Here is a 21,883-nt window from a genome sequence, read left to right on the forward strand (position 1 = left end):
CAGGAACGATGTCCTTCCCCCACCTCCACGTTGCGAGCGCCTACTCCACCCACTACGGAGTCACCCTTCCCGAGTCCCTCGTCGAGCAGGCGGCCGAACAGGGTGCAACCTTTCTCGCCAGCACTGATGTCGATGGCCTGTATGGCGCAGTCAAACACCTGAGAGCCTGCGTTGCCGCCGGTATCAGGGCAGGGCTCGGCGCAGACCTGGCTGTCCATGACGACGAGTACCGTTCCCTCGGACGGGTCGTGGTGCTCGCGCACGGCAATAACAGCGGCCGCGGGTATGCCGCTCTCTGCCGCGCCGTCAGCGCTAGCCACAGCAGCAGCGCTAGCCACCACAGCAGCGCTAGCCACCTCAGCAGTGCCAGACACCACAGCGGCGCCGGCCACAACAGCAGTGCCGCCGGCCGGGCCAGAGCAGGCATGACCCCGAGCATCTCTCGGGCGCACCTCGCCGAACTGGCCGAGTTGCGGTCCCTGACCGTTCTGTTGGGACCGTCCTCAGACGTGGGCGTCGCCATCCAACAGCGCGACAGCACCGATGCCCAGGTGCGCCTCACCGCCTGGCTGCGGGTGATGCCGGCGCACTCGATCCAACTTGAGATCGTGTGCCATTTGGCCGAACCCGGCACCCCCGGCAGCGTCGCCCCCGCCACTCGGATGCTGTCCCTCGCCGAGCATTCCGGCCTGCCCGCGGTGCTCTCCAACGCGGTGCGTTATGGGACGGCAGGAGATGCCGTCACCGCCGATCTGGCCGACGCCGCCCGACACCTCACCCCCCTCGCCGAGCTCGAAACCCGCGATACGCTGCAGACCAACGGACAAGCCTGGCTCAAACCGACCGCGGCCATGCATCAGGTCGCGCGCATGGTCGTGGATGCCGGATCACACGAGGACGGCGCACTCGAACGCCTGTTCTACGATACGGCTCGACTCGCCGATCAGTGCGGCCTCGATCCGCACACTGATATCGGCCTTGGCCGCCCCCGCATGCCCGAAGCTCGGATCATCGGCGTCACCGGTGATCCGGTGCACGAGCTGTGGAACCGGGCCCGGCACGGCATCACGGATCTGTACTCCGGCACGGGTACGGCGACCATGGACGCCGCCCACGCACAGCTGGCCCGGGAGATGAAGACGGTCGAGCACCTGGGTTTCGCGAGCTATTTCCTCACAGTGGCCCGAGTCGCCGACATCATCCGCGACATGGGAATTCGCATTCAGGCGCGCGGTTCGGGCGTAGGTTCCGTGCTCAATTACGCGCTTCGCACCTCGTCCGTCGAACCCATCTCGAACGGTCTGCTCTTTGAGCGTTTCCTCTCGCCGGAACGGCAGACGCTCCCCGACATCGACCTTGATGTTGAGTCGGCTCGTCGTCACGACATCTATCGAAAAATATTCGAGACGTTCGGCAGCGACCGCGTCTCCCTGATGTCGATGACCAATGCATACCGTGGGCGCGGGGCTGTGCGTGACGCCGGCCTCGCTCTGGGCCTGCCGGACGACCAGATCGCCTCGATCGCCAAACAGATGTGGCGGTTCAACGCCCGCGACTTCCGCCGCGCCCTCGAGGAGAAGCCCGAGCTCGCCGCACTCGCCACCGAGGTACGTGAATCGCAGCAACTCGATCTCCTCGTCGACCTCACGGCACGGCTCGACCGCCTCCCCCGGCATATTTCGGTGCATCCGTGCGGGGTCATCCTCTCCGACGCGAGCCTGCTTGACCGAACCCCGGTGCAGGCCTCGGGCATGGGACTGCCGATGTCGCAGTTCGACAAGCACGACATGGACCCGATGGGCCTCATCAAACTCGACATTCTCGGCGTGCGCATGCAATCGGCCATGGCCCACGCCGTCGAAGAACACCGACGACTCACCGGGGAGAGTATCGACCTTGACAGGATTCCTCTCGACGACCCTGGAACGTACGAGCTCATCCGGTCCACCCGCACCCTCGGCATCTTCCAACTCGAGTCACCGGGCCAGATGGAGCTCGTGGGCAAGCTGCAGCCAGAGGTGTTCAACGACCTGACCGTGGAAATATCATTGTTCCGGCCCGGCCCCATGAAGAACAACATGCCACTCACCTATTTGCAGGCCCGGCACGGCGAGACAGCACCCGACTATCTCCACCCGCGTTTTCGGCACATCCTCGAAGAAACCAACGGCGTCGTCATCTTCCACGAGCAGGTCATGCGCCTGTTCGACGAGCTGACCGGCTGCGGGCTCGGCAAAGCGGATGTTTTCCGTCGCCATCTGGGTAAGCCCGAGGAGCTTCCCGCCATCGAGGCATTCGTTCGCGAGCGAGCACTTCTGCGCGGGTTCCCCGAACACGTCATCAATCGAGTGTGGACCGTGCTCGCCGGATTCGGCAGCTTCGGTTTCGCCAAAGCTCACGGAGCCGCATTCGCCCTGCCCACCTATCAATCCGCGTGGCTCAAGACCCATCATCCGGCGGAGTTCCTGGCCGGTCTACTCACGCATGATCCCGGCATGTGGCCGAAAGACCTGCTGGTGGCGGAGGCGCGAACCCTGCGGGTACCGGTGTTGGGCCTCGATGTGCAGCGAAGCGCGCTCGACTATCGAGTTGAGGCGCTCCCCGACGGAAGCCAGGGCATCCGGCTTGCACTGCCTGAGCTGGTCGGAAGCAACGAAACGGAGCGTGCCCGCATTGTCCGACATCAACCGTTCAGCTCACTGCAAGACTTTCGCGACAGGGTGAGACCTCGCCGGCGTTCCTTCGAGGCACTCGCCCGGGTCGGCGCACTTGACTGTTTCATCGACTATGACCGAACACGACGCCACGAGCTCCTCGCCCACATCCAGTCCTTGCGCGGTACAGCCGTCGCAATCACGGCCGAACAACTCGCTTTCGATGTCGAATTGCCGGTGCACAATTATGGAAGTGGCAACAACGGGGACAAGGCGGCAGCCGTGACGTCTCTCGAGCTGCGAGGACGAACGCAAACAGACCTTGAGCTGCTCGATCTGAACCTCGCCGTTTCTGACCACCAGATGACCAGGTTCCATGCACTGTTTGCCGAGCTGGGCGTCACTCCGGCTTCCGCGCTCGGTTCCCTCCCCGGCGGCACCGAGGTGCTCATCGCCGGCGTACGACGGGCCACGAACACCCCGCCCATGCGCGGTGGACGACGTGTCGTGTTCGTGAGCCTCGATGACGGCACCGGCCCGGTATCGAATGTCGTGTTCTTCCATGATGCGCAGGAACGCGTGGGCGGACGAGTCTTCCAGACCAATTACATGCTCGTGCGCGGCCACACCCGCCGCTCGGGAGCGAAGGGAGTCTCGGTCACGGGAGAAAACCTCTGGGACCTCTTCGATGTCGCACGGGAAGTCCGGGAACGCCACACGCGCGAACTCGCCGATGTCACGATCGCGCCCGGCACCCTGCTGGAGTTCCGTTCTACCCGACGCGCCTGATCCGGGTCGCTACCGCGCGGGAGCAACGGGCCGGGGCGAGGGCGACGCCGAGCCGGGACCGCCCGCCTCAACCAGGTCATCGCCGCCGTATTTTGCGTTCGCCACTGACATCACGGCAGGCCACATGCGGTGCCGTGCCGTGGCAACCGGACCGCTCGGAAAATTCAGGCGACGCTGGTTGACACTACCCGACAGGCTGACAACCGCGACCACGGTGGCCACCTTGGAACTCGCGCCGCTCATCCAGGTGTTCTTTGCACCATCCGTGGTTCCGGTCTTACCGATCATGGGCACCCACGGCTTCGTCGCGGCATTGGACTGCTGCGCCGTGCCCTTGGTCATCACGCGTCGCATCCCGTAGGTCATCCCCGCATCGACGAGCGGGTCAACGGACGCGGCGCACTCTGATTTTGGAACCGGCAGTTCCGTGCCGTCCGGACCCACGATCCTGTCGATCGCAATCGGGCTGCAGGTCACTCCCTTGTTCGCGATGCCCGCGAACGCCACAGCCATGGTGAGCGGCGCCACCTCGTTCGTGCCGATCACCGTAGCAGCGGTCTGCGACAGAGGTTTGCCATCGGCCCGATGAACCAGGAAACTCTCGGCCGTCTTCCGAATCCCACACAGGTCCAGTCTCTTGGCCATGCCGATGAAACCCGTGTTGATCGACCGTACGGTGGACTCGAGGGCCGTGTAGTTTCCCCCGGGCTCGTTCTGGTCGTTCCGCGGGTTCCAGCGTTGACTGTCATAATTCTGCGGGCCCAGACAGCTGTCCTGAAACGTGCCCCAGTTCGATTTGCGTCGTGAGTCCACGCGTTCGCTCAGCTGGTGTCCCTCCTTGAGCCACTCAGCCAGGGTGAAAACCTTGTACGACGAACCAGGCTGAAAACCGCTCGAACCGCCATAGGCGTAATCCGTGTTGTAGTTGATACCGGTGTAGTTGGCCCCGGTCGCCTGCACGGCGGGATCCTGGCTGTAATCCTTGTTCTGCGTCATGGCCAGCACCCGTCCCGTGCCGACCTGCACACTCGAGATCACCGCACCCAGATCGGCTTCGCGAAGGTCTTCGGCACCTGAGCGTCCATCGTTGCCACGGCCGCCTGCTGGATGTCGAGGTCCAGGGTCGTGTAGACGTCGTAGCCGCCGCGGCGGAAGTTGAGCATGCGCGCCGCGCCATCATCGCCGAAAGCAGGGTCATTCTGCAGAATCTTCGTGACATAGTCGCAGAAGTAGGCATTGGCCAGAGCTGTCTGGCACCCCGTACTGGCTCAGTGATGACGGGTTCGATCGGAGTCGCGATCGCGGCGTCGTAGTCCGTCTGAGAAATCTTGTCGTACTTGAGCATGGCTCCCAGCAGGTAGTCACGGCGCTGCCTGTTGGCCGCGTATCCGTTTGCGGCTCCGTTGGAGACACTGTTCGGCTTGTCGATCTGAAATTTCACCGGATTGTTCACGATCGCGACGAGGCTCGCCGCCTGAGCGAGCGTCAGATTCGCCGCCGTCGTGTTGTAGTAATAGTTTGCAGCGGCCTCGATGCCGTAGACCGTGCCACCAAAACCGGCGATATTGAAGTACTGGCGCAAAATATCGTTCTTGCCCATGGCCTTTTCCACCCCGATGGCGAGGCGCATTTCCTTCAGCTTGCGCTCCGGGGTCGTCTCGGTAGCTTGGGCATAACAGTCGTCATGCTTCGCGGCGTCGGAGATCAGCTCACATTTTTGAATGAGCACATTCTTGACGTATTGCTGCGTGATCGATGATCCGCCCTGGGTGGCTCCGCCCGACACCGTCGACGCCGTCGCGCGGAGCGTTCCCTGCAGATCGATTCCACCGTGCTCATAGAACCGAGGATCTTCACCCGCGATGGCCGCGTCCTTGGCGTAGGGGCTGATCGCATCAAACCCCACCTCGATTCGGTTCTGGTCGTAGAAGGACGCCAACAGCACCGGCGTTCCGTCCGTCTGCACGGCATAGATGTTGCTTTTCTGCGAGAGCGCGTCAATGGTCACGAAGGAAGGAAGCCCCTCGAACACGTTGATGGTGTTGGTCGCTGCCAGAGCCGAGACAGCCAGAACGGGCGCCACGCTCGCCGTGACGAGTATGCCCACGACAGCGCTCATGGCGACGAATCCCAGCACCCCACTCGCGATGCCCGCAAGAGTTCGGCGCTCCGAAAACTCAGGAGGGGACGTCGCACTGGTGACCATGATTGCTCCCTTATCCCCCTCGTGGGCTCTATAGAACAACAAGATCGCATGAATCGCTAGTGGCGCGCCGCTCGAAATGTTTCATCTTTATTGCGGTCCTCGGCGTGAAGCCCCCCGCCGCTCCGCCACGGTGGGAGACCGGAGTGCGCAGGGGCGATCTGGACAACGATTCCCGGCCCGCGACCGGGCCTGCCTGTGCACGCCCGTACGCAGGCGGTGGCCGGAGAGCGAGGCGCAGCCCCGTCGTCCCCGTGATGCATGATGATGTTCCCGCAGGCCACAGCGGTCGCTCCGGGCTTCAGCACCGGAACGTAGCCGCACATGGGACAGGGCCTGCTACCACGGGATGGGCGGTCCACCTGGGCCACCCATCCGGCAGGGCTCAGCCCTCGCGCACGGACCGTCCCGCGCGGCCGGGTGAGCCTACTTCTTCAGACCACCTACGAACCCGGCCGCGGCGTGGCGAGCGGCATCCGCCGCATCGGCGCCGACGTTGGCCGCGAGCACGTCGAGGTCGATGTCCTCGGCCGAGGGGCCGTCGGCCTCCGCATATGCCGGCTCCACGAGATCCGGCACGGCGGGTGACTTCTGCGCGGGAGTCTTGGCCAGTGCCGCTCCGACAGCGGTACCGCCGACCAACCCGCCGAGGAGGTCCTTGATACCCAGCCCCATGGTGGAGTTGAGCACCGCGTCAACCTCGGAGAAACCCGAGGCGACGTTCTTGCTCAGCTGGCTTGCACCGTCCGTGGAGATCACTGTGAGCTGGTCGATGTTGGACATCGGGGCGGCAAGTTCGTGAGCGATCTGCGGCAACATCTCGACGAGTCGCAGCTGAATCAGCGCCTCAGACTGCTCCGCCACTGCCTCGGCCGACAGACGGGTGGCAGTCGCCTCAGCCGTACCGCGAGCAAGGATGGCGTCGGCCTCGGCCTGGCCTTCCGCACGCGTGGCTTCGGCATTCGCGACACGGCTGTCACGTTCCGCTCTCGCCTTTGCGACTGACGCCTCGGCTGCGGCCAGCGCTGTCACTCGGATTCGGTACGCATCCGCGTCCGCGATCGCGTTCACCTCGGATTCGAGTTCGGCCTTGCGCAGGCTCGCCCGCCGCTGCGCGGTCAGTTCCTGCTCCTGCACGATCGCCTGCTGCGCCTTCGCCTCTGCAAGCGGCTTAGACGCGGCGGCCTCTGCGGCCGCCTTGTCGGTGTCGAGCTGGAGCGCGGCCCGACGAAGAGCCAGAGTGTTCTGGGCCTCCGCGATGGCCTGCTCGGCGGTGATCAACGCCTCTTGCGACTCACGATTCGCGAAGTGCTCAGCGACCTCGGCCTGACGACGAACCTTGGCCTGTTCCGCTCGACCGATGTCGCGAATGTAGTCGTTCTCGTCTGTGATGCCCTTGATCTCGAAGGAGTCGACATCGAGACCCTGGTTGGCGAGGGATTCGCGGGCGGTGGCGAGCACTGCGGAGCCGAGTTCATCTCGCTTCTGAATGACGGTCATCACATCGGTAGCGCCGATCGACGAGCGCAGGGAACCGCTCAGGACTTCCTGCGCGAAGCCGTCGATGTTCTTGTCCTGGCCAAGGAACCGCTGGGCCGCGGCTCGAATGGACTTCGGCGAGTCTCCGACCTTGACGATGGCGACCGCCTCAACAGACAGGGTGATTCCGTTTCGGTCCTGGGCAACGGCCGTGATCTCAATAGCGCGGCTTCGCAGGCTGATCTTGAATGCCTTCTGGAAGAAAGGGGTGATGAATACGCCCTGGCCGTGCACGACCCGCTGGCCCGATTCTTCGAGTGTGGCGCCATCGACGATCGTCTTGCGCGATTTCTTGCCCGTGATGATCAGCGCTTCGTCGGGTCCGGCGTTCTTGTAGATCGTGCGGGCGTAGATGAGGGCGACAACCAGGACCGCGACAATAGTCACAATAATTCCGGGAAGCGGACTGCTGAACACGTCGAACATGGTGGTCCTTCCGGCGCCGAAGCGCGAGTCTGACACGCGTCGGTCGGTCGAACCGGGGCGCGGTGTTACGCGTCCAGTCTCGCAGACGCGTGGCTCGGCTGACCCCCGTGCAGGGCTGAGGGCGTCGACGCGCGGATTGGGCCCCGCCGCGTATTGACAAGGAGCGCGTCAGTGGCCATTCTGTCCGTAGCGCACGTACACGGAGCGCCCGCGTGCGCTCACGACCCGGGGTTTTCTACTCGGCACTCCATGCGAGGAGGGCAACAATGCGACCTCTTGTTCCCCCGTGGAGCCTGACCCTTCTCGGGTACTGGCAGCTCACACGCAACGGCGAACCCGTCGACGTCGGCGCGCGTCAGCAGCGTGTCATCACCTCACTGGCCCTGCTGGGAGTGAGACCGCGGCACTTCATCGCCACCATGCTCTGGCCCGACGGTTCCGAAATGCGGGCGGCCGGAAACCTGCGCGCGGGTCTGTTCCGCATTTCGCATGAGCTCCCATCTCTCCTGTGCGCGACCGAGCCGCTCCGGTTGCACGACGATGTCGCCGTTGACGTGCACCGGCTCCGCGGCCTGATCGGGACCATCCTGGATTCACGGGACACCGTGATACCGATCAGCACGATGGAACAGCTCCGCACCGCCGACCTCCTACCCGGCTGGTACGAAGACTGGGTTGTCTGCGAGCAGGAACTGCTCATACATGAACGGGTCGACGCCCTCGAGGTGGTCGCCAAACGCTACCTCGCGCACGGAGACACCGGTCACGCACTGATCGCGGCGCGGGCGGCAGCGGCTGTCGAGCCGCTCCGCGAGAGTGTGCAACTCCTTCTGGTGCGCGCCTATCTCGCCGCCGACGACCGTGCGTCGGCGGTGCGCACCCATCAGGACTTTTCCGCCACCCTCCAGCGCGAACTCGGCGTTTCGCCGTCGCCACACTTCGCTGCCCTGCTCAGGCGCGAGTTACCGTCCGCTGCAACCCTGAGCTCGAACACAGCGGAGAGCCGGCGAGCAGCCCCGCGCGCGCTGGGCGCCCGCTAGGCCCCGCCGCCCCCGCCGGTCGAGGCGCGACGAGGGACTCGTGACTCAGGAGTTGACGAGACCACGCAAAACCGTTCGTCAGAAGACGGTGAGCCCTCGTGCTCGAAATTGCTGCCGAACCCGTTCGAGCAGCGCATCGTCCGGCGGGCGCGTTCCGTGCAACGGATACGTCAGGCCCAGCCGGTGCCACTTGTCTTCTCCCATTTGATGAAAGGGCAGCACCTCCACCCGTTCCACATTCGGCCAGCGTTGCACGATGTCTGCGACGGCCTCCACATTGTCTCGGGCATCGGTCAGCCCCGGCACCAGCACGAACCTGACCCAGACGGCTGTGCCCCGTTCCGCCAGGCGACCACCGAACGCGATCGTCGGTGCGAGCTCCCGGCCCGTCACCTCTCGATAGGTGTCGGGCAGGCCCGACTTCACGTCGAGCAGAACAAGGTCGGTGTCATCGAGCAGATCGTCAGACGCCCGTGTCCCCAGGTACCCCGAGGTGTCGAGGGCCGTGTGGATCCCGAGGCGCCGACACTCGGCGAAAATCCTGCCGACGAACGCCGATTGCATGAGGGGCTCTCCCCCTGACACCGTCACGCCTCCACCCGTGACGACAAAGGCCCGCTGATACCGCCGGATGCGATCCATGATCTCCTCGACGGTGGTCACCCGGCCATCGCGCAGCTTCCACGTGTCCGGGTTGTGGCAGTACTGACAGCGCAGCAGGCATCCGGAGAGAAAGATGGTGAGGCGTGTTCCGGGACCGTCGACGGCCGTGACCAGTTCCCAGGAGTGCACGCTCCCGGTCGCGCCGTCGTTAGCCAAGGCAAGCGCGCGATGGTGCCTGTCGGTCAGCTCCACGGCAACGGGGTGGCTCGGTGCCATCCCGATCACACTCCGGCGTGGAACGTGCGGCTGATCACGTCCCGCTGCTGCTCCCGAGTGAGACGAACGAAGTTCACGGCGTAGCCGGACACCCGAATCGTGAGTTGTGGGTACTTCTCGGGGTGTTCCATCGCGTCCTCGAGGGTTTCACGACTCAGCACGTTGATATTCAGGTGGTACCCGTCGGTGAGCGTGTACGCATCGATGAGCCCGACCAGGTTGGCAACTTGCTCGTCCGGGGTGTGTCCGAGCCCGGCGGGCACCACGGTGGTGGTGAGCGAAATCCCATCCTGGGCCTCGGCGTAGGGGATCTTGGCGACGCTGAGCGCCGACGCGAGCATCCCGTGCCGGTCGCGGCCGTTCATCGGATTGGCACCGGGAGCGAACGGCGCACCAGCACGCCGGCCGTCGGGGGTGTTTCCCGTCTTCTTGCCGTAGACCACGTTGGACGTGATCGTCAGGACCGACTGGGTATGAACCGCGTTGCGATACGTGGGGTGTTCCCGGAGCATGTCCATGAATTCCTCCACGATCCTGACCGCGATCGAGTCGACACGGTCGTCGTCGTTACCGAACGACGGGTATTCGCCCTCAATGCTGTAGTCCACGATGAGGCCTGTCGCGTCTCGCACCGGACGAACGGTGGCGAACTTGATGGCCGACAGGGAATCGGCGGCCACGCTGAGACCGGCGATTCCGCAGGCCATGGTGCGGAGAACATCACCGTCGTGCAGCGCCATCTCGAGTCGCTCATAGGAATACTTGTCGTGCATGTAATGGATACAGTTCAGCGCATCCACGTACGTTTCGGCCAGCCATTCGAGGGTGCTGAGGTAGGCAGACCACACCGTGTCGTAGTCGAGAACCTCGGCGGTGTTGGCCGGCGTTACCGGTGCTATCTGCTCTCCGGTCAGCTCGTCGCGGCCGCCGTTGAGTGAATAGAGCAGTCCCTTCACGATATTCACCCTGGCGCCGAAGAACTGCATCTGCTTGCCCACGCGCATGGGCGAGACGCAGCAGGCGATGGCGGCGTCGTCGCCCCAGGCGTCCCGGATCAGATCGTCGGATTCATACTGAATTGCCGAGGTGTCGATCGACACCTGTGCGCAGAACCGCTTGAAACCCTCCGGCAGCGTCGACGCCCACAACACTGTGAGGTTGGGCTCGGGGGCCGGGCCGAGGTTGTAGAGCGTTTGGAGAAAGCGGAAGGCGGTCTTCACGACGAGCGTCCTGCCGTCGAGCCCGATGCCGCCGAGCGACTCGGTGACCCATGTCGGGTCCCCCGAGAACAGTTCGTCGTATTCCGGCGTGCGCAGGAATCGAACGATGCGGAGTTTGATGACCAGGTCGTCAATGAGTTCCTGAGCGCCGAGCTCCACCAGGACCCCGGAGTCCAGATCACGCTGAATATAGGTGTCGAGGAAGGCCGCGGTGCGTCCGAAGGACATCGCCGCGCCATTCTGCTCCTTGACCGCGCCCAGATAGGCGAAGTAGAGCCACTGCACGGCTTCACGCGCATCACGTGCCGGGCGCCGGATGTCGAACCCATACGCCTCAGCCATCTGCACGAGCTCGCGGAGCGCCCGCACCTGCTCGGAATTCTCCTCGCGCGCCCGAATGATGTCGTCCGTGGAGAAGTCGAGATCCAGCTCGGCCCGCTCACTCTCTTTGGCCGCAATCAAGGCATCGACTCCGTAGAGCGCCACCCTGCGGTAGTCGCCGATGATGCGCCCGCGACCGTAGGCGTCCGGTAGCCCGGTGATCAGGTGACTGTGGCGGGCACGCTTGACGGCGGGTGGGTAGACGTCGAAGACACCGTCGTTATGGGTCTTGCGGTAGTGCGTGAAGATCGTTTCGAGTTCCGGCGATACGGGGTAGCCGTAGGTCTCGAGGGAGGTCGCGACCATCCGCCAACCACCGAACGGCATGATCGCTCGCTTGAGCGGGGCATCCGTTTGCAGGCCCACGATAATTTCGTTGTCCCGGTCGATGTACCCGGGGGCGTGGGCCGTGATCGATGCGGGTGTCGTGGCATCCACGTCGTAGACGCCCCTGGCACGTTCGTCCGGGAACATAGCGGTGAGGCGCTTCCAGATCCCCAGGGTTCGGGGAGTGGGCCCCGCGAGGAAAGCGGCATCGCCCTCATACGGGGTGTAGTTGCGCTGGATGAAATCCCGCACATCGATCCCGCGCTGCCACGGCCCTGCGGCAAAGCCGGCCCAGGCCGTTGGTGCGTCGTGTGTTGCGCTGCGAATGCCCTCGGTGATGGTCATACTTAAATGCTAGACGCCTGATATTCCCCTGTCACCGGGCCGATGGTCCCTTTTTCCCCCCTCCGCCCGCGCAGACGAACGTCTACCGCTTGAGCTCGGGGAAGTGGTCGTCGCGCCACTCGTCCGGCAGCGTGGCCCCGGCGGCCGCAGCGGCGTCTTCCCTCGCCCGAAGCTCGACTCGGCGGATTTTGCCCGAGCTGGTCTTCGGGAGCTCAAAGAATTCCACCCGGCGTACGCGCATATAGGCCGGCAGGTTGCTGCGGGCATGACTCAACACCGCCAGGGCGGTGTCGCTCGTGGGTTCCCAGCCCTCGGCCAGAAAGATATAGGCCTTGGGGATGTTCAGGCGTGTCTCATCCGGGGCCGGCACAACGGCCGCCTCGGCGACTGCGGGGTGCTCCAGCAGCACGCTCTCCACCTCGAACGGGGAGACCTTGTAATCCGAGGACTTGAAGACGTCATCCGTTCGGCCGATGAAGGTGATGTAGCCGTCGGCATCCCGGCTTGCCACGTCCCCCGTGTGGTAATACCCATCACGGGTCGCCTCGGACGTCCCGTCCGGGTCGCCGTGATAACCGGCCATCAGGTTGGCCGGTTTCGCGGACAGATCGAGGCAGATTTCGCCCTCGTCAGCGAGGTCACCCGTGATCGGGTCGATGAGCTGCACGGTCACGCCGGGCAGCGGCATGCCCATCGAACCTGCTTTCAGCCGCGAGCCCGGAGCGTTGCCGATCGTCGCCGTGGTTTCGGTCTGCCCGAAGCCGTCCCGAATGGTCAGTCCCCAGTGCTGTTCGACCTGCCGGATCACCTCCGGGTTCAGTGGTTCGCCAGCTGAGAGAAGCTCGCGCATTCCCGACGGTTTAGCGGTCAGGTCGACCTGGATGAGCATCCGCCAGACCGTCGGCGGGGCACAAAACGTGTTGACTCCGGCCCTCTCCAGCTGAGCAAGGAGCGCCTTGGCGTCGAAACGCGCGTAATTGAAGACGAAGACCGTCGCCTCGGCGATCCACGGTGAGAAGAAGCTGCTCCAGGCATGCTTGCCCCAGCCCGGGGAGCTGATGGCCAGGTGCACGTCACCGGGCCGGAGTCCCAGCCAGAACATGGTCGACAGGTGACCGACCGGATACGAGGTCTGGGTGTGCATGACCATCTTCGGCTTCGTAGTCGTGCCGGAGGTGAAGTAGACGAGCGACGGGTCGTGGGAACCGACAACAGCCTGTATCGCCTCGGGAACGACCAGATAGGCGTCGGAGAAGTTCAGCCATCCGGTCACCGCCCCGTCCACACAGATTCGCGAGTAGGTACCAGGAATGCCGTCGAACTTGTCGGCGTCGATTCCATTCGCCAGCACATGGTCGACTCCACCGCGAATGATCCGATCCTCGAGATCGGCGGCACCCAGCACCGTCGACGTGGGCATGATGACCGCACCAATCTTCATGATGGCGAGCATCGCCTGCCACAATTCGACCTGGTTGCCGAGCATGAGCATCACGTGGTCGCCGTGCCGGATACCGATCTGCGTCATCCAGGTGGCAACCTGATCGGAGACCCGGGACATCTCCGCGTAACTGATTCTCTGTTCGCGACCGTCCTCCTCAACGATCCAGAGCGCAATCTGGTCGTTACCGCGTGCGATCACATCGAACCAGTCCACCGCCCAGTTGAAGTTGGGGCCGACATCCGGCCAGACAAATTCAGCCGATGCCTGCACGTGCCCCTCGCGCAGTCGCAGCAGCTGATCACGCGCGGCCCGGTAATTCTCGGTACTGGTCGTCGTGCTCGCGGACGTGCCTGGGGCGTAGGTCATGATGTTTCATCTCCTGGGGGTGAACGGCTGCCGACATCGGCTGTGACGCGGCCTCCGACACTGGTCATCGGTTCAACCTACTCGTAAAGAGCTAGGGATTACTAGGACTTCCTAGTACGTTGGGTGAACAGGCACGGCCTCCGTACCGGGCCACACCCACCGCACCACCCGAGGGGGAAGACACCGCATGGATACCTACGACAACATTCTGCTGGAACGTCGCGGCCGAGTCGGCCTCATTACGCTGAATCGTCCCGAAGCGCTCAACGCTCTCAACGATGCGCTCATGCGCGACGTCGTCACCGCGGCGACAGACCTCGATCGCGACAGTGACATCGGGGCGATTGTGATTACCGGCTCCGAACGGGCCTTTGCCGCGGGTGCGGACATCAAGGAGATGGCCCCACAGACCTACATGGACATGTACGCGGCGGATTGGTTCGCCGGCTGGTCCGACCTCGCCGCCGTGCGAACCCCGGTCATCGCGGCCGTGGCCGGGCACGCGCTGGGTGGAGGCTGCGAGCTCGCCATGATCTGCGACTTCATCATCGCGGCCGATACCGCAAAGTTCGGCCAGCCCGAAATTAAACTGGGGGTCATTCCCGGCATCGGCGGATCACAACGGCTGACCCGGGCCATCGGCAAGGCGAAAGCCATGGAGATGATACTGACCGGTCGCACCATGGCGGCGGACGAAGCCGAACGCTGCGGCCTGGTGTCACGGGTTGTACCCGCCGCTGATCTGCTCACCGATGCCCTCACCACGGCCGCCGCAATCGCCGGCCGCTCTTTGCCGATCGCGATGCTGGCCAAGGAGGCGGTTAACGCTGCCTTTGAGACCACCCTTGCCGAGGGCGTCCGCTTGGAACGTCGTCTCTTCCACTCGACCTTCGCCACGGCAGATCAGAAAGAGGGAATGGCCGCCTTTGTGGAGAAGCGAGTGCCCACCTTCACCAACCGCTAAGCGAAGTCTCCGGCATCCCGGCGAAAGTCGGCCAGGATGCCGATGAGGCTTTCGACGTCGGTCGACGTCAGCCCCAGAGTGCCGAACACCTCTGAGTTGAGGCGCTCCGTGGCGGCGAGCACCACGGCGCGACCGGCGGTCGTGATCTCCACGAGCGTAGCCCTCCCATCGCTGGGGTGCGCCACACGTCGCACATATCCGGATGCCTGAAGGCGGTCCACCGCGTTGGTCACGCTCGTCGGGTGCACCTGAAGCCGAGCACTCGCCTTGTTCATGGGGAGGGCGCCGTTCCGGGTGAAGCTCAGCAGCGTCAGGAGCTCATACCGAGCGAAGGTGACGCCAAGCGGCTTCAGAACTGCCTCAATCCGAGCGAGGATGATCTGCTGGGTGCGCATGACGGCGGTCACCGCGGCCATTCCGTCGGCGGCATCCGCCCACCCATGTTCCACCCACTGGCGGCGGGCCTCCGCAATCGGGTCTACCGGCAGGGGTGACGCGTTCACGTTGTCTCCTGTGCTCTAGCCACGATGGTCAGCCTCATCTTCTCACGCACGGTCGTGCACTCGAATTCCATTGACGACGAGGGCGGCCAGTTCGTCATACGCCTCGGCGGCGGTCAATCCCGTGCTGTCGGAGATATGACGCTGCTGGATGCGCACCATGACGGCCGATACCGCTTCGGCGATGAACGCCGCGGGCACGTGGCGGAATCTACCTTCTCGCACGCCGTCATTGATCAGGTCATGGACACGGGCGGCGGCGAACTGGGTGTTGCGCTCGTAGATGGCGTTCGCTGGCGGAAAGGCCGCCACGTCGTCGATGAAGGCAGCGGACGCGGGTCGAAGCTCGTCGCCGACGCCGCGCAGATAGGCCGCGATCCTATCGGTCGGCTCACTGGTGCCGTCCAGTTTGCGCTCCACGCGCTCGGCAGCGCCCTTGAAGAAGAACACCACGACCTTCTGCACGAGCTGCTCTCGACTGCTCGCCAAGGAATAGATCGTGGACTTGGAGCAGTGCAGCCGGTGTGCCGCCGCGGCCAGGGTGATGTCCGAAAACCCCTCCCGCAGGAAGAGCTCGACGAGCTGGCCGAAGAGTTGGTCCTGGCGAGCCGACCACCGTTGACGCGACTGCCGGACCGCAACAGGTGTGCTCATTCCATGAACCCTCTCGAAACTTGTGGTGTACGCTCGTACTCGAAATCGTACCAATAATCCGCGCGAGGTAGACAATGACGTTCAACCGCACCACCCCGGCCGCTCCCGACCCCCTGCCGGAATCGACCGAAGAAACGCCCTATCCGACAGGCGACCTGCTCTTCGTCACGGACCTGCTCTCGACGGACGAACAGCGGCGCCTCGCCGACGCGCGCACCTTCTTTCAGACGGAAGTGCGCCCGATCGCGGTCGAATACTGGAACCGGGCCGAGTTTCCGTTCGAGCTGTTGCCGAAACTGGCCGCTCAGAATTTGAGCGGCATCGGCTCCCGCACGACGAGCCACCTGCTGACCGGGCTCCTGCAACTTGAGCTGACCCGCGCCGACACCTCCATCTCCACCTTCTTCGGCGTGCACCACGAGCTGTTTGCGGCTTCGATCGAACAACTCGGCTCCCACGAGCAGAGGGAGCGACTGCTCCCCGATCTGCTCGCGCTGAAGAAGGTCGGGGCTTTCGCACTGACCGAGCCGCTGCACGGGTCGGATATCTCTCGTGAGATGGAAACGACGGCCACCCTCGACGGGTCGGAATGGGTGCTCAACGGCCAGAAGCGCTGGATCGGCAATGCCGCGATGGCCGACTACGTGCTCGTCTGGGCCAGGGACACCGCCGACGGCCAGATCAAGGGTTTCATCGTCGAGAAAGAATGTGACGGTTTCAGCACGACGACCATAGAGAACAAAATCGCCGTGCGCATCGTCCAGAACGCGAACATCCGCCTCGAGAATGTCCGGATTCCGCTCGGCAACCGGCTCCCCGGCACGAATAGCTTTCGGGACACGAACGTACTGCTGCGTAATTCACGTGTCTGGGTGTCCTGGCAGGCCGTCGGCCAGCAGTTCGCCGCATTCGACGTTGCCCGCGCTTACGCTCTCGAACGCCAACAGTTCGGACGGCCCATCGCGGCATTCCAGCTCATTCAGGAACAGCTCGCACGAATGATCGGCAACGCGACGCTGTGCCTCACGCTGATGGTTCAAATGGCACGTCTGCAGGAGACAGACCGACTGACCATGGATCAGGCCGCTCTCGCAAAATCCACCTGCACGGCCCGGATGCGCGAAACCGTGGCCCTCGGTCGCGGGATCCTGGGCGGAAACGGCATCAGCACGGATTACGAGATGGCCAAGATCTTCGCCGACGCCGAAGCGATCTACTCCTACGAGGGCAGCTATGAGATTAATGCTCTTCTCGTCGGTCGGGCCGTTACCGGAATCTCGGCGATCGCCTAGACAGCTCAGCGCATCCGCGTGGGAGCCTCCCACTCTGGCCCTCTGGATAAAAACCTGCCGACGGGCCGACTAGGGTCCACGGGCCCTGTGAGCACACTGCATTCCCCGCGTACGATGTCCGCATGAGTGACCAGAACAGCCCGCAATCGTGGGACGACAGCCGCGAACCTCATGACGAACCGGCCCCCGAATACCTCAACCGATGGCTGATGGCCCAGCGGTGGTATTCGGGATCCAGCCGCAGTCCGCTGCTTCACATAGTGGCACAGTGGACGCTGGCGAATCCCGATCCGGGGGTGGAGATTCGTACCCTTCTGGTGCGCAATGCTGACGGTGACGAGCGCACGCTCCACCAGGTTCCGCTCACCATACGCTCCCTAGCGGTGCCGACCCTCGAAGGGGCCCTGATCGCGATCGTGCACAGTGCCGACGGGACCCCCCGATATGTCTACGACGCACCGCATGACCCGGCGTACGCGAGCGCTCTTCTGCGTTTCATGCTGCAGGAGGAAACCTTTCCCGAATACGTCGACGTGAATGCGCCCACCACGGTGCGCGGTGAGCGGATTGCGGGGGTCGGCGTCGTCTCGGCCCACCCCACGGTGGTCGCCAGTCGGGTTCTGGTCGGCGAACAATCGAACACTTCCGTCATTCTGGACCTCGCCGACAACGGGATCGAACGCACCCGACCGGTCATCTGCAAGATCTTCCGCACCATTAACCCCGGAGCCAACCCGGACGTCGTGGTGCAATCGGCGCTGGCGCGCGCGGACTCGCGATTCATTCCCGAGCCGGTCGGCTATTTGGCTGCCGAGTGGCCCGACCGTCTGCGACCGGACGGCCGTGCATTCGGCCATCTGGCCTTCGCTCAGGAATTCTTCCCCGACGTGTCGGATGCGTGGCGAACGGCCCTGCTCGCGGCCGCCGCCGGGGAGGACTTCACAGAACGGGCCCGGCGGCTCGGAGAAGCAGTCGCCGAGGTGCACACCGATCTCGCCGAAGCCATGCCCACTCTCGTCGCGAGCCCTCGCATCATGGTCGCGATGGTCGCGGCCATGCTCGACCGCTTTCGCAGCGCCACCGCAGACGTGCCCGACCTCGCCGGGATCCGCACGGATGTCGAGAACATCTTCGCGCGCGCCCTCACGGTTGCCTGGCCGCGGCTGCAACACATCCACGGCGACCTGCACCTTGGGCAAGTCCTGGACGTGCCCGGCCGCGGCTGGATTCTCCTCGACTTCGAGGGAGAACCGATGCGAACACTCGCCGAACGAGACCAGCCGGATGTGCCGATCCGGGATGTGGCAGGCCTGCTTCGGTCCTTCTCATACGTCGCCGCAACTGTCACCCGCGACCATCCGGAGCTCGATCCCGCACGCATCGCGACCTGGGCTGCGGCCGCGCGACGCGCCGTGCTGCAGGGGTACTCCCGGGGCTCCGGCCTCACGGTCGACGATCACGACCCGCTTTTGGAGGCATTCGAGTTGGACAAAGCCGTCTACGAGACCGTGTACGAGACCCGCAATCGACCCAGCTGGCTCCCGGTGCCACTCGCCGCCGTGCACCGTCTCGCGTCCTCGGACGCGCGCAGCCGGAACGACCAGGACTGATCGGGCTCATCGTGGATCCGGGAGAGGCCCCGACCCGGGGGCCAACGGTCGCCGACCGGGGTCTGTCCGTTCCTGCTTGAGCTGGCACGTCTTGGTTCGTCGGTCTACACTCCCACTGTCAGCATGCGTCCACCACTCGGGGAGTCTCATGGCAGGGTCGAATTTTCTTGACCGGTTTCGTCCGGTCGGCGCACCCGGCCCCGGGGCCCCTGTCGGGGTACCCGCGGCGGATATCCCCGGGGTCGAGGTCGAGCTCGCTCAGGTCTTCGCCGCGCTCGCCGCTGATGCGGACGCCTGTCGTCGGATCGTCGAGGCGGCCCGGCGAGACGCGGATCGGACGGTCAGCCAGTCGCGTGAGCGGGCGGCGGGCATCATCGCCCAGGCACGACTGGACGTCAGTGCAGAGCAGGCCGCGGCCGCGGTACGCGTTCTCGGCGATGCCGCTGAGCGGGACGCCCAGATAATGGACGAGGCGAGCCGGAGGAGCGCCGATCTCCAACGAGCCGGCCGCTCGCGTCTGCCGCGCGTCGTCGAGACCATCATCGACAGGCTGGTGGCCGAGCGGCTGGCCGGCGCATGAGTGCCGGCTGGATTGCGGCATCCGTGCGCGCCAGATCCATGGCCGAGCGCCGCGTCGGTGCGGGTCTGTGCCACACCATCAGCATGCACACGTCTCCAGCGCCTGCGCTGGCGCTCCTGTCCGGAACCATGTATGGCGAGAGGCTCGCCGCGTGCACCTCGCCGGTCGAATACGAGCGCGCCACGCAGAACACCGTCTTATGGCAACTGCGGGTCCTGGCCGGGTGGCTTCCGGCCAGCGGCACGCGACTCGTGCGCGCGCTGGCCGCGGGCTTCGAACGCGACAATATTCTGGCCCTCGAGGGTACGTTCACATCGGCCGCTGAAACGCCCGAGTACTTCGACCTTGGTGTGCTCTCCACGGCGTGGCCGCGGTTGCGGAACGCGCAATCGACCGCACAGCTTCGAGACGGGTTGCGCCTCACACCCTGGGGTGATGCGGGCACCGACGGCCAGACGTCCCTGGCGGACGTTCTCACGGTCACGTGGCTCAGCCGACTGGCGAGCGCCGCACCAGCGTCCCGGCCGTGGGCGCAAATGGCGGTCGGACTCTGCGGGGCCAGGATGGTTCTCGTCGATCGGTCCGTGCCCTCGTCTCGTTTCCGTCACTGGGTTCGCCCCCTGCTGGGAACCGCATGGGAGTCAGCGACGACCATGGCCGACATGAAAGTTGCCTTGCCACCGACGGCCCGCAAGCTTCTGGACGGCCTCGACCATCCGGATGAGCTCTGGCGGGCAGAAGTGCGCTGTCGCCTGCGTATGGAAGACGACGCCTTTCGAATGCTCCGGGTGTCGCCCGCCGGGCCAGACACCGTGCTCGCCAGCCTGACCGTGCTGCAGAGCGATTCCTGGCGTCTGCGAGCTGCCCTGTTCGCGGCCGACCGCGGCGCCGGATCGAGCGAGGTGCTCAATGCCGTGGCGTGAGTCGTTGAGCCCGCTCCAGATGAGACGTGTGGCAATCGTGGCCCCGCGGGAGCGTTCACGTGAGGTTCTCACAGCCGTCGCCCAGAGCGGCGTTGTGGAACTGGACCTGCCCGTCCCCGCCGCAGAGGGCCTCGAAGAAATGGAGCGCGTGATCGGTGTGGCCGTCGCCTCCGACGGGAACGTCGGCTGGGTCGGGTGGACCCCCGTGCGGGATCTCGTCCCACTGACCGACAGCCTCACGGCCCTCGACGCCGCCGTGGTACCGCTGGCGCGCCCGCGCGGTATTCAGCCGCCCACCCTGCAGGCCGGAAAACCCGGCGGAGGGATGTCTCGCACGCTCGTCGACACGTACGGCACGGTGCCGTATGCCGACGTCGACCCGTCTCGTCTGGCCGGGCTGGCCTACGTCGTCATGTTCGGGATGATGTTCGGCGACCTGGGACACGGTGCCATCCTGCTCGTGATCGGCCTTATCCTGGGCAGCGGGCAAATCCGCAGGTTGCGGAATCTCAAGCGTGCCTGGCTGTTCGTGGCCGGCGCCGGGCTGGCCGCCATGATCTTCGGTGCACTGTATGGACAGGCTTTCGGCCCGACGGGCCTCATCCCGGTTCTGTGGCTGGACCCTCTCTCCAACCCCATCCCGGTGCTCACCACCGCCGTGATTTTCGGGGCGATACTCCTGGCCGGCGCCTACGCCCTGGGCACCATCAACCGCGTCAGGGAGGGCGGCTGGGGCTTTGCGCTCTATGCCAGTTCCGGGGTCGCGGGCTCCGTCCTGTTCCTTTCTCTGGGGTTGCTCGTCTGGGGCGCCGTGGCCGGATTCGGCATCATGATGGGCGTTTCGGCCGTTCTGGCGGCAGCAGCGCTGGTCTTCATCTTCATCGGGTTCTTCGTCGAGGCCGGGGGTGGCGCCACCGGAGTCGTGCAGGCGGGGATCGAGCTCGTCGACGCGGTGATCCGCCTGGGGTCCAACGTGGTGTCCTTTGCCCGGCTTGCCGCGTTCGGGCTCACCCACGCGGCTCTGCTCGCGGTGGTGTGGACCGCCACAACCGGACTGTGGTCTCCCGGCTGGGGGGCTCTGGCGGCCATCGTCATCTTCCTCGTCGGCAACGTCCTGACCTTTGCGCTCGAAGCCCTCGTATCCGGTGTCCAAGCTTTGCGACTCGAATACTACGAGCTGTTCTCTCGAATCTTTCAGTCGGAAGGACAGCCCTTCCGCCCCTGGGCCCCCGACCTCACGAATGACCTTGCCGAGGTCGGTTCGGACCACCACCCTACGAGTCCCATCGAAAGGCCACCCACGTGAATATCTGGCTCGGTACAATCCCGTTCTTTCTCCTCGCGACGGTCGGTGCACTCCTGCTTCTGAAACGACGGCGCAGGTCTGGCCTCACGGTGCTCGTGGGTATCAATGCGGCGATCATGGCGGGGGCCCTGATCCTGGTGGCCGCCGCGTGGAATGCCGCACCCGCAGCCGCCTCAAACCTGCAGACGACCACGGCGGCCGCGACGTCCTCCGGCAGCGACAGCTCCGCACTCATCGCCGCGTCGATTGCGGTCGCCGGATCCTCACTCGGCGCCGCGTTCGCCGTCGCGTATACCGGATCAGCTGCTCTCGCGGCGATGAGCGAGCGCCCCGAGATCTTCGGTCGCGCAATGGTCGTCGTGGGTCTCGCCGAAGGAATCGCCATCTACGGCCTGATCATTGCGATCATCCTCATCGGCAGGGCCTGACGCGCGCATGGAA

At 64.8% G+C, this 21,883-nt stretch carries 16 protein-coding genes and 1 pseudogene; 9 read left to right on the plus strand and 8 right to left on the minus strand.

Translation table 11 applies throughout. The features are described 5' to 3' along the window. Nucleotides 1–8: 8 nt before the first annotated feature. Nucleotides 9–3,443 carry a DNA polymerase III subunit alpha gene (dnaE, locus tag JF66_RS00590; protein ID WP_051972937.1) on the plus strand — a complete coding sequence of 1,145 codons (3,435 nt, stop codon included), beginning with the start codon at nt 9–11 and terminating at the stop codon, nt 3,441–3,443. A 9-nt stretch (nt 3,444–3,452) separates the two neighbouring features. Here dnaE and JF66_RS24110 read toward each other — a convergent pair whose 3' ends face one another. The 3 genes and pseudogenes from JF66_RS24110 to JF66_RS00600 form a co-directional block, all read right to left on the minus strand. After that, nucleotides 3,453–4,439, minus strand: coding sequence for a penicillin-binding transpeptidase domain-containing protein (locus JF66_RS24110; protein ID WP_081882044.1), 987 nt, complete (start codon nt 4,437–4,439; stop codon nt 3,453–3,455). 361 nt (nt 4,440–4,800) lie between these two features. Continuing rightward, nucleotides 4,801–5,649 (minus strand): annotated as a pseudogene (locus tag JF66_RS25180) (transglycosylase domain-containing protein); the annotation flags it as partial. 423 nt (nt 5,650–6,072) lie between these two features. After that, on the minus strand, nt 6,073–7,611 hold the full coding sequence (locus JF66_RS00600) for a flotillin family protein (protein WP_051972939.1): 1,539 nt from the start codon (nt 7,609–7,611) through the stop codon (nt 6,073–6,075). Between the two features lie 266 nt (nt 7,612–7,877). On the opposite strand from JF66_RS00600, the gene JF66_RS00605 reads away from it, so the two are divergent. After that, the gene (locus JF66_RS00605) at nt 7,878–8,651 is read left to right on the plus strand and encodes a BTAD domain-containing putative transcriptional regulator (protein ID WP_051972940.1); all 774 of its coding nucleotides are present in this window, start codon (nt 7,878–7,880) and stop codon (nt 8,649–8,651) included. A gap of 78 nt (nt 8,652–8,729) precedes the next feature. Here the strand turns inward: JF66_RS00605 and pflA are convergent, their stop codons facing one another. From pflA to JF66_RS00620, 3 genes are all read right to left on the minus strand, one after another. After that, nucleotides 8,730–9,530 carry a pyruvate formate-lyase-activating protein gene (pflA, locus tag JF66_RS00610; RefSeq protein ID WP_035873825.1) on the minus strand — a complete coding sequence of 267 codons (801 nt, stop codon included), beginning with the start codon at nt 9,528–9,530 and terminating at the stop codon, nt 8,730–8,732. Nucleotides 9,531–9,535: 5 nt separating this feature from the next. Next, on the minus strand, nt 9,536–11,803 hold the full coding sequence (gene pflB, locus JF66_RS00615; protein ID WP_051972941.1) for a formate C-acetyltransferase: 2,268 nt from the start codon (nt 11,801–11,803) through the stop codon (nt 9,536–9,538). Nucleotides 11,804–11,885: 82 nt separating this feature from the next. Next, nucleotides 11,886–13,613 carry an AMP-binding protein gene (locus JF66_RS00620; RefSeq protein ID WP_035873826.1) on the minus strand — a complete coding sequence of 576 codons (1,728 nt, stop codon included), beginning with the start codon at nt 13,611–13,613 and terminating at the stop codon, nt 11,886–11,888. Nucleotides 13,614–13,800: 187 nt separating this feature from the next. On the opposite strand from JF66_RS00620, the gene JF66_RS00625 reads away from it, so the two are divergent. Continuing rightward, nucleotides 13,801–14,577, plus strand: a complete 777-nt coding sequence (locus JF66_RS00625; protein ID WP_035873827.1) for an enoyl-CoA hydratase — start codon at nt 13,801–13,803, stop codon at nt 14,575–14,577. On the opposite strand, the gene JF66_RS00630 is transcribed toward JF66_RS00625, so the two are convergent. After that, complete coding sequence (locus JF66_RS00630; RefSeq protein WP_035873830.1) at nt 14,574–15,080, minus strand: MarR family winged helix-turn-helix transcriptional regulator; 507 nt, start codon at nt 15,078–15,080, stop codon at nt 14,574–14,576. The two genes, JF66_RS00625 and JF66_RS00630, sit on opposite strands and share 4 nt — an antisense overlap. A gap of 42 nt (nt 15,081–15,122) precedes the next feature. After that, complete coding sequence (locus JF66_RS00635) at nt 15,123–15,731, minus strand: TetR/AcrR family transcriptional regulator (RefSeq protein ID WP_035873832.1); 609 nt, start codon at nt 15,729–15,731, stop codon at nt 15,123–15,125. 74 nt (nt 15,732–15,805) lie between these two features. On the opposite strand from JF66_RS00635, the gene JF66_RS00640 reads away from it, so the two are divergent. The 6 genes from JF66_RS00640 (at nt 15,806) to JF66_RS00665 (ending at nt 21,870) form a co-directional block, all read left to right on the plus strand. Then, nucleotides 15,806–17,023: an acyl-CoA dehydrogenase family protein gene (locus JF66_RS00640; RefSeq protein WP_035873834.1), complete on the plus strand. Its 1,218-nt coding sequence runs from the start codon at nt 15,806–15,808 to the stop codon at nt 17,021–17,023. 122 nt (nt 17,024–17,145) lie between these two features. Beyond that, a complete protein-coding gene (locus JF66_RS00645) occupies nt 17,146–18,633 on the plus strand; it encodes a hypothetical protein (RefSeq protein ID WP_051972942.1) in 1,488 nt (495 codons plus the stop codon). Between the two features lie 148 nt (nt 18,634–18,781). Continuing rightward, nucleotides 18,782–19,213, plus strand: a complete 432-nt coding sequence (locus tag JF66_RS00650) for a hypothetical protein (RefSeq protein ID WP_035873836.1) — start codon at nt 18,782–18,784, stop codon at nt 19,211–19,213. Further along, nucleotides 19,210–20,136 (plus strand): hypothetical protein, encoded by a 927-nt coding sequence (locus JF66_RS00655; protein WP_035873838.1) that lies wholly within the window; start codon nt 19,210–19,212, stop codon nt 20,134–20,136. Before JF66_RS00650 ends, JF66_RS00655 begins: the two co-directional genes overlap by 4 nt. 19 nt (nt 20,137–20,155) lie before the next feature. Then, nucleotides 20,156–21,442 carry a V-type ATPase 116kDa subunit family protein gene (locus JF66_RS00660; RefSeq protein ID WP_081882049.1) on the plus strand — a complete coding sequence of 429 codons (1,287 nt, stop codon included), beginning with the start codon at nt 20,156–20,158 and terminating at the stop codon, nt 21,440–21,442. Then, a complete protein-coding gene (locus JF66_RS00665) occupies nt 21,439–21,870 on the plus strand; it encodes an ATP synthase subunit C (RefSeq protein ID WP_035873840.1) in 432 nt (143 codons plus the stop codon). Before JF66_RS00660 ends, JF66_RS00665 begins: the two co-directional genes overlap by 4 nt. Nucleotides 21,871–21,883 lie beyond the last annotated feature (13 nt).

It is taken from the genome of Cryobacterium sp. MLB-32, assembly GCF_000738085.1.
Lineage (GTDB): Bacteria > Actinomycetota > Actinomycetes > Actinomycetales > Microbacteriaceae > Cryobacterium.

Excerpts from the sequence above, each read along its gene's own strand:
- dnaE (WP_051972937.1), top strand. The coding sequence starts at position 9 with ATGTCCTTCCCCCACCTCCACGTTGCGAGCGCCTACTCCACCCACTAC.
- JF66_RS24110 (WP_081882044.1), bottom strand. The coding sequence starts at position 4,439 with ATGACGCAGAACAAGGATTACAGCCAGGATCCCGCCGTGCAGGCGACC.
- JF66_RS00600 (WP_051972939.1), bottom strand. The coding sequence starts at position 7,611 with ATGTTCGACGTGTTCAGCAGTCCGCTTCCCGGAATTATTGTGACTATT.
- JF66_RS00605 (WP_051972940.1), top strand. The coding sequence starts at position 7,878 with ATGCGACCTCTTGTTCCCCCGTGGAGCCTGACCCTTCTCGGGTACTGG.
- pflA (WP_035873825.1), bottom strand. The coding sequence starts at position 9,530 with ATGGCACCGAGCCACCCCGTTGCCGTGGAGCTGACCGACAGGCACCAT.
- pflB (WP_051972941.1), bottom strand. The coding sequence starts at position 11,803 with ATGACCATCACCGAGGGCATTCGCAGCGCAACACACGACGCACCAACG.
- JF66_RS00620 (WP_035873826.1), bottom strand. The coding sequence starts at position 13,613 with ATGACCTACGCCCCAGGCACGTCCGCGAGCACGACGACCAGTACCGAG.
- JF66_RS00625 (WP_035873827.1), top strand. The coding sequence starts at position 13,801 with ATGGATACCTACGACAACATTCTGCTGGAACGTCGCGGCCGAGTCGGC.
- JF66_RS00635 (WP_035873832.1), bottom strand. The coding sequence starts at position 15,731 with ATGAGCACACCTGTTGCGGTCCGGCAGTCGCGTCAACGGTGGTCGGCT.
- JF66_RS00640 (WP_035873834.1), top strand. The coding sequence starts at position 15,806 with ATGACGTTCAACCGCACCACCCCGGCCGCTCCCGACCCCCTGCCGGAA.
- JF66_RS00645 (WP_051972942.1), top strand. The coding sequence starts at position 17,146 with ATGAGTGACCAGAACAGCCCGCAATCGTGGGACGACAGCCGCGAACCT.
- JF66_RS00650 (WP_035873836.1), top strand. The coding sequence starts at position 18,782 with ATGGCAGGGTCGAATTTTCTTGACCGGTTTCGTCCGGTCGGCGCACCC.
- JF66_RS00655 (WP_035873838.1), top strand. The coding sequence starts at position 19,210 with ATGAGTGCCGGCTGGATTGCGGCATCCGTGCGCGCCAGATCCATGGCC.
- JF66_RS00660 (WP_081882049.1), top strand. The coding sequence starts at position 20,156 with ATGAGACGTGTGGCAATCGTGGCCCCGCGGGAGCGTTCACGTGAGGTT.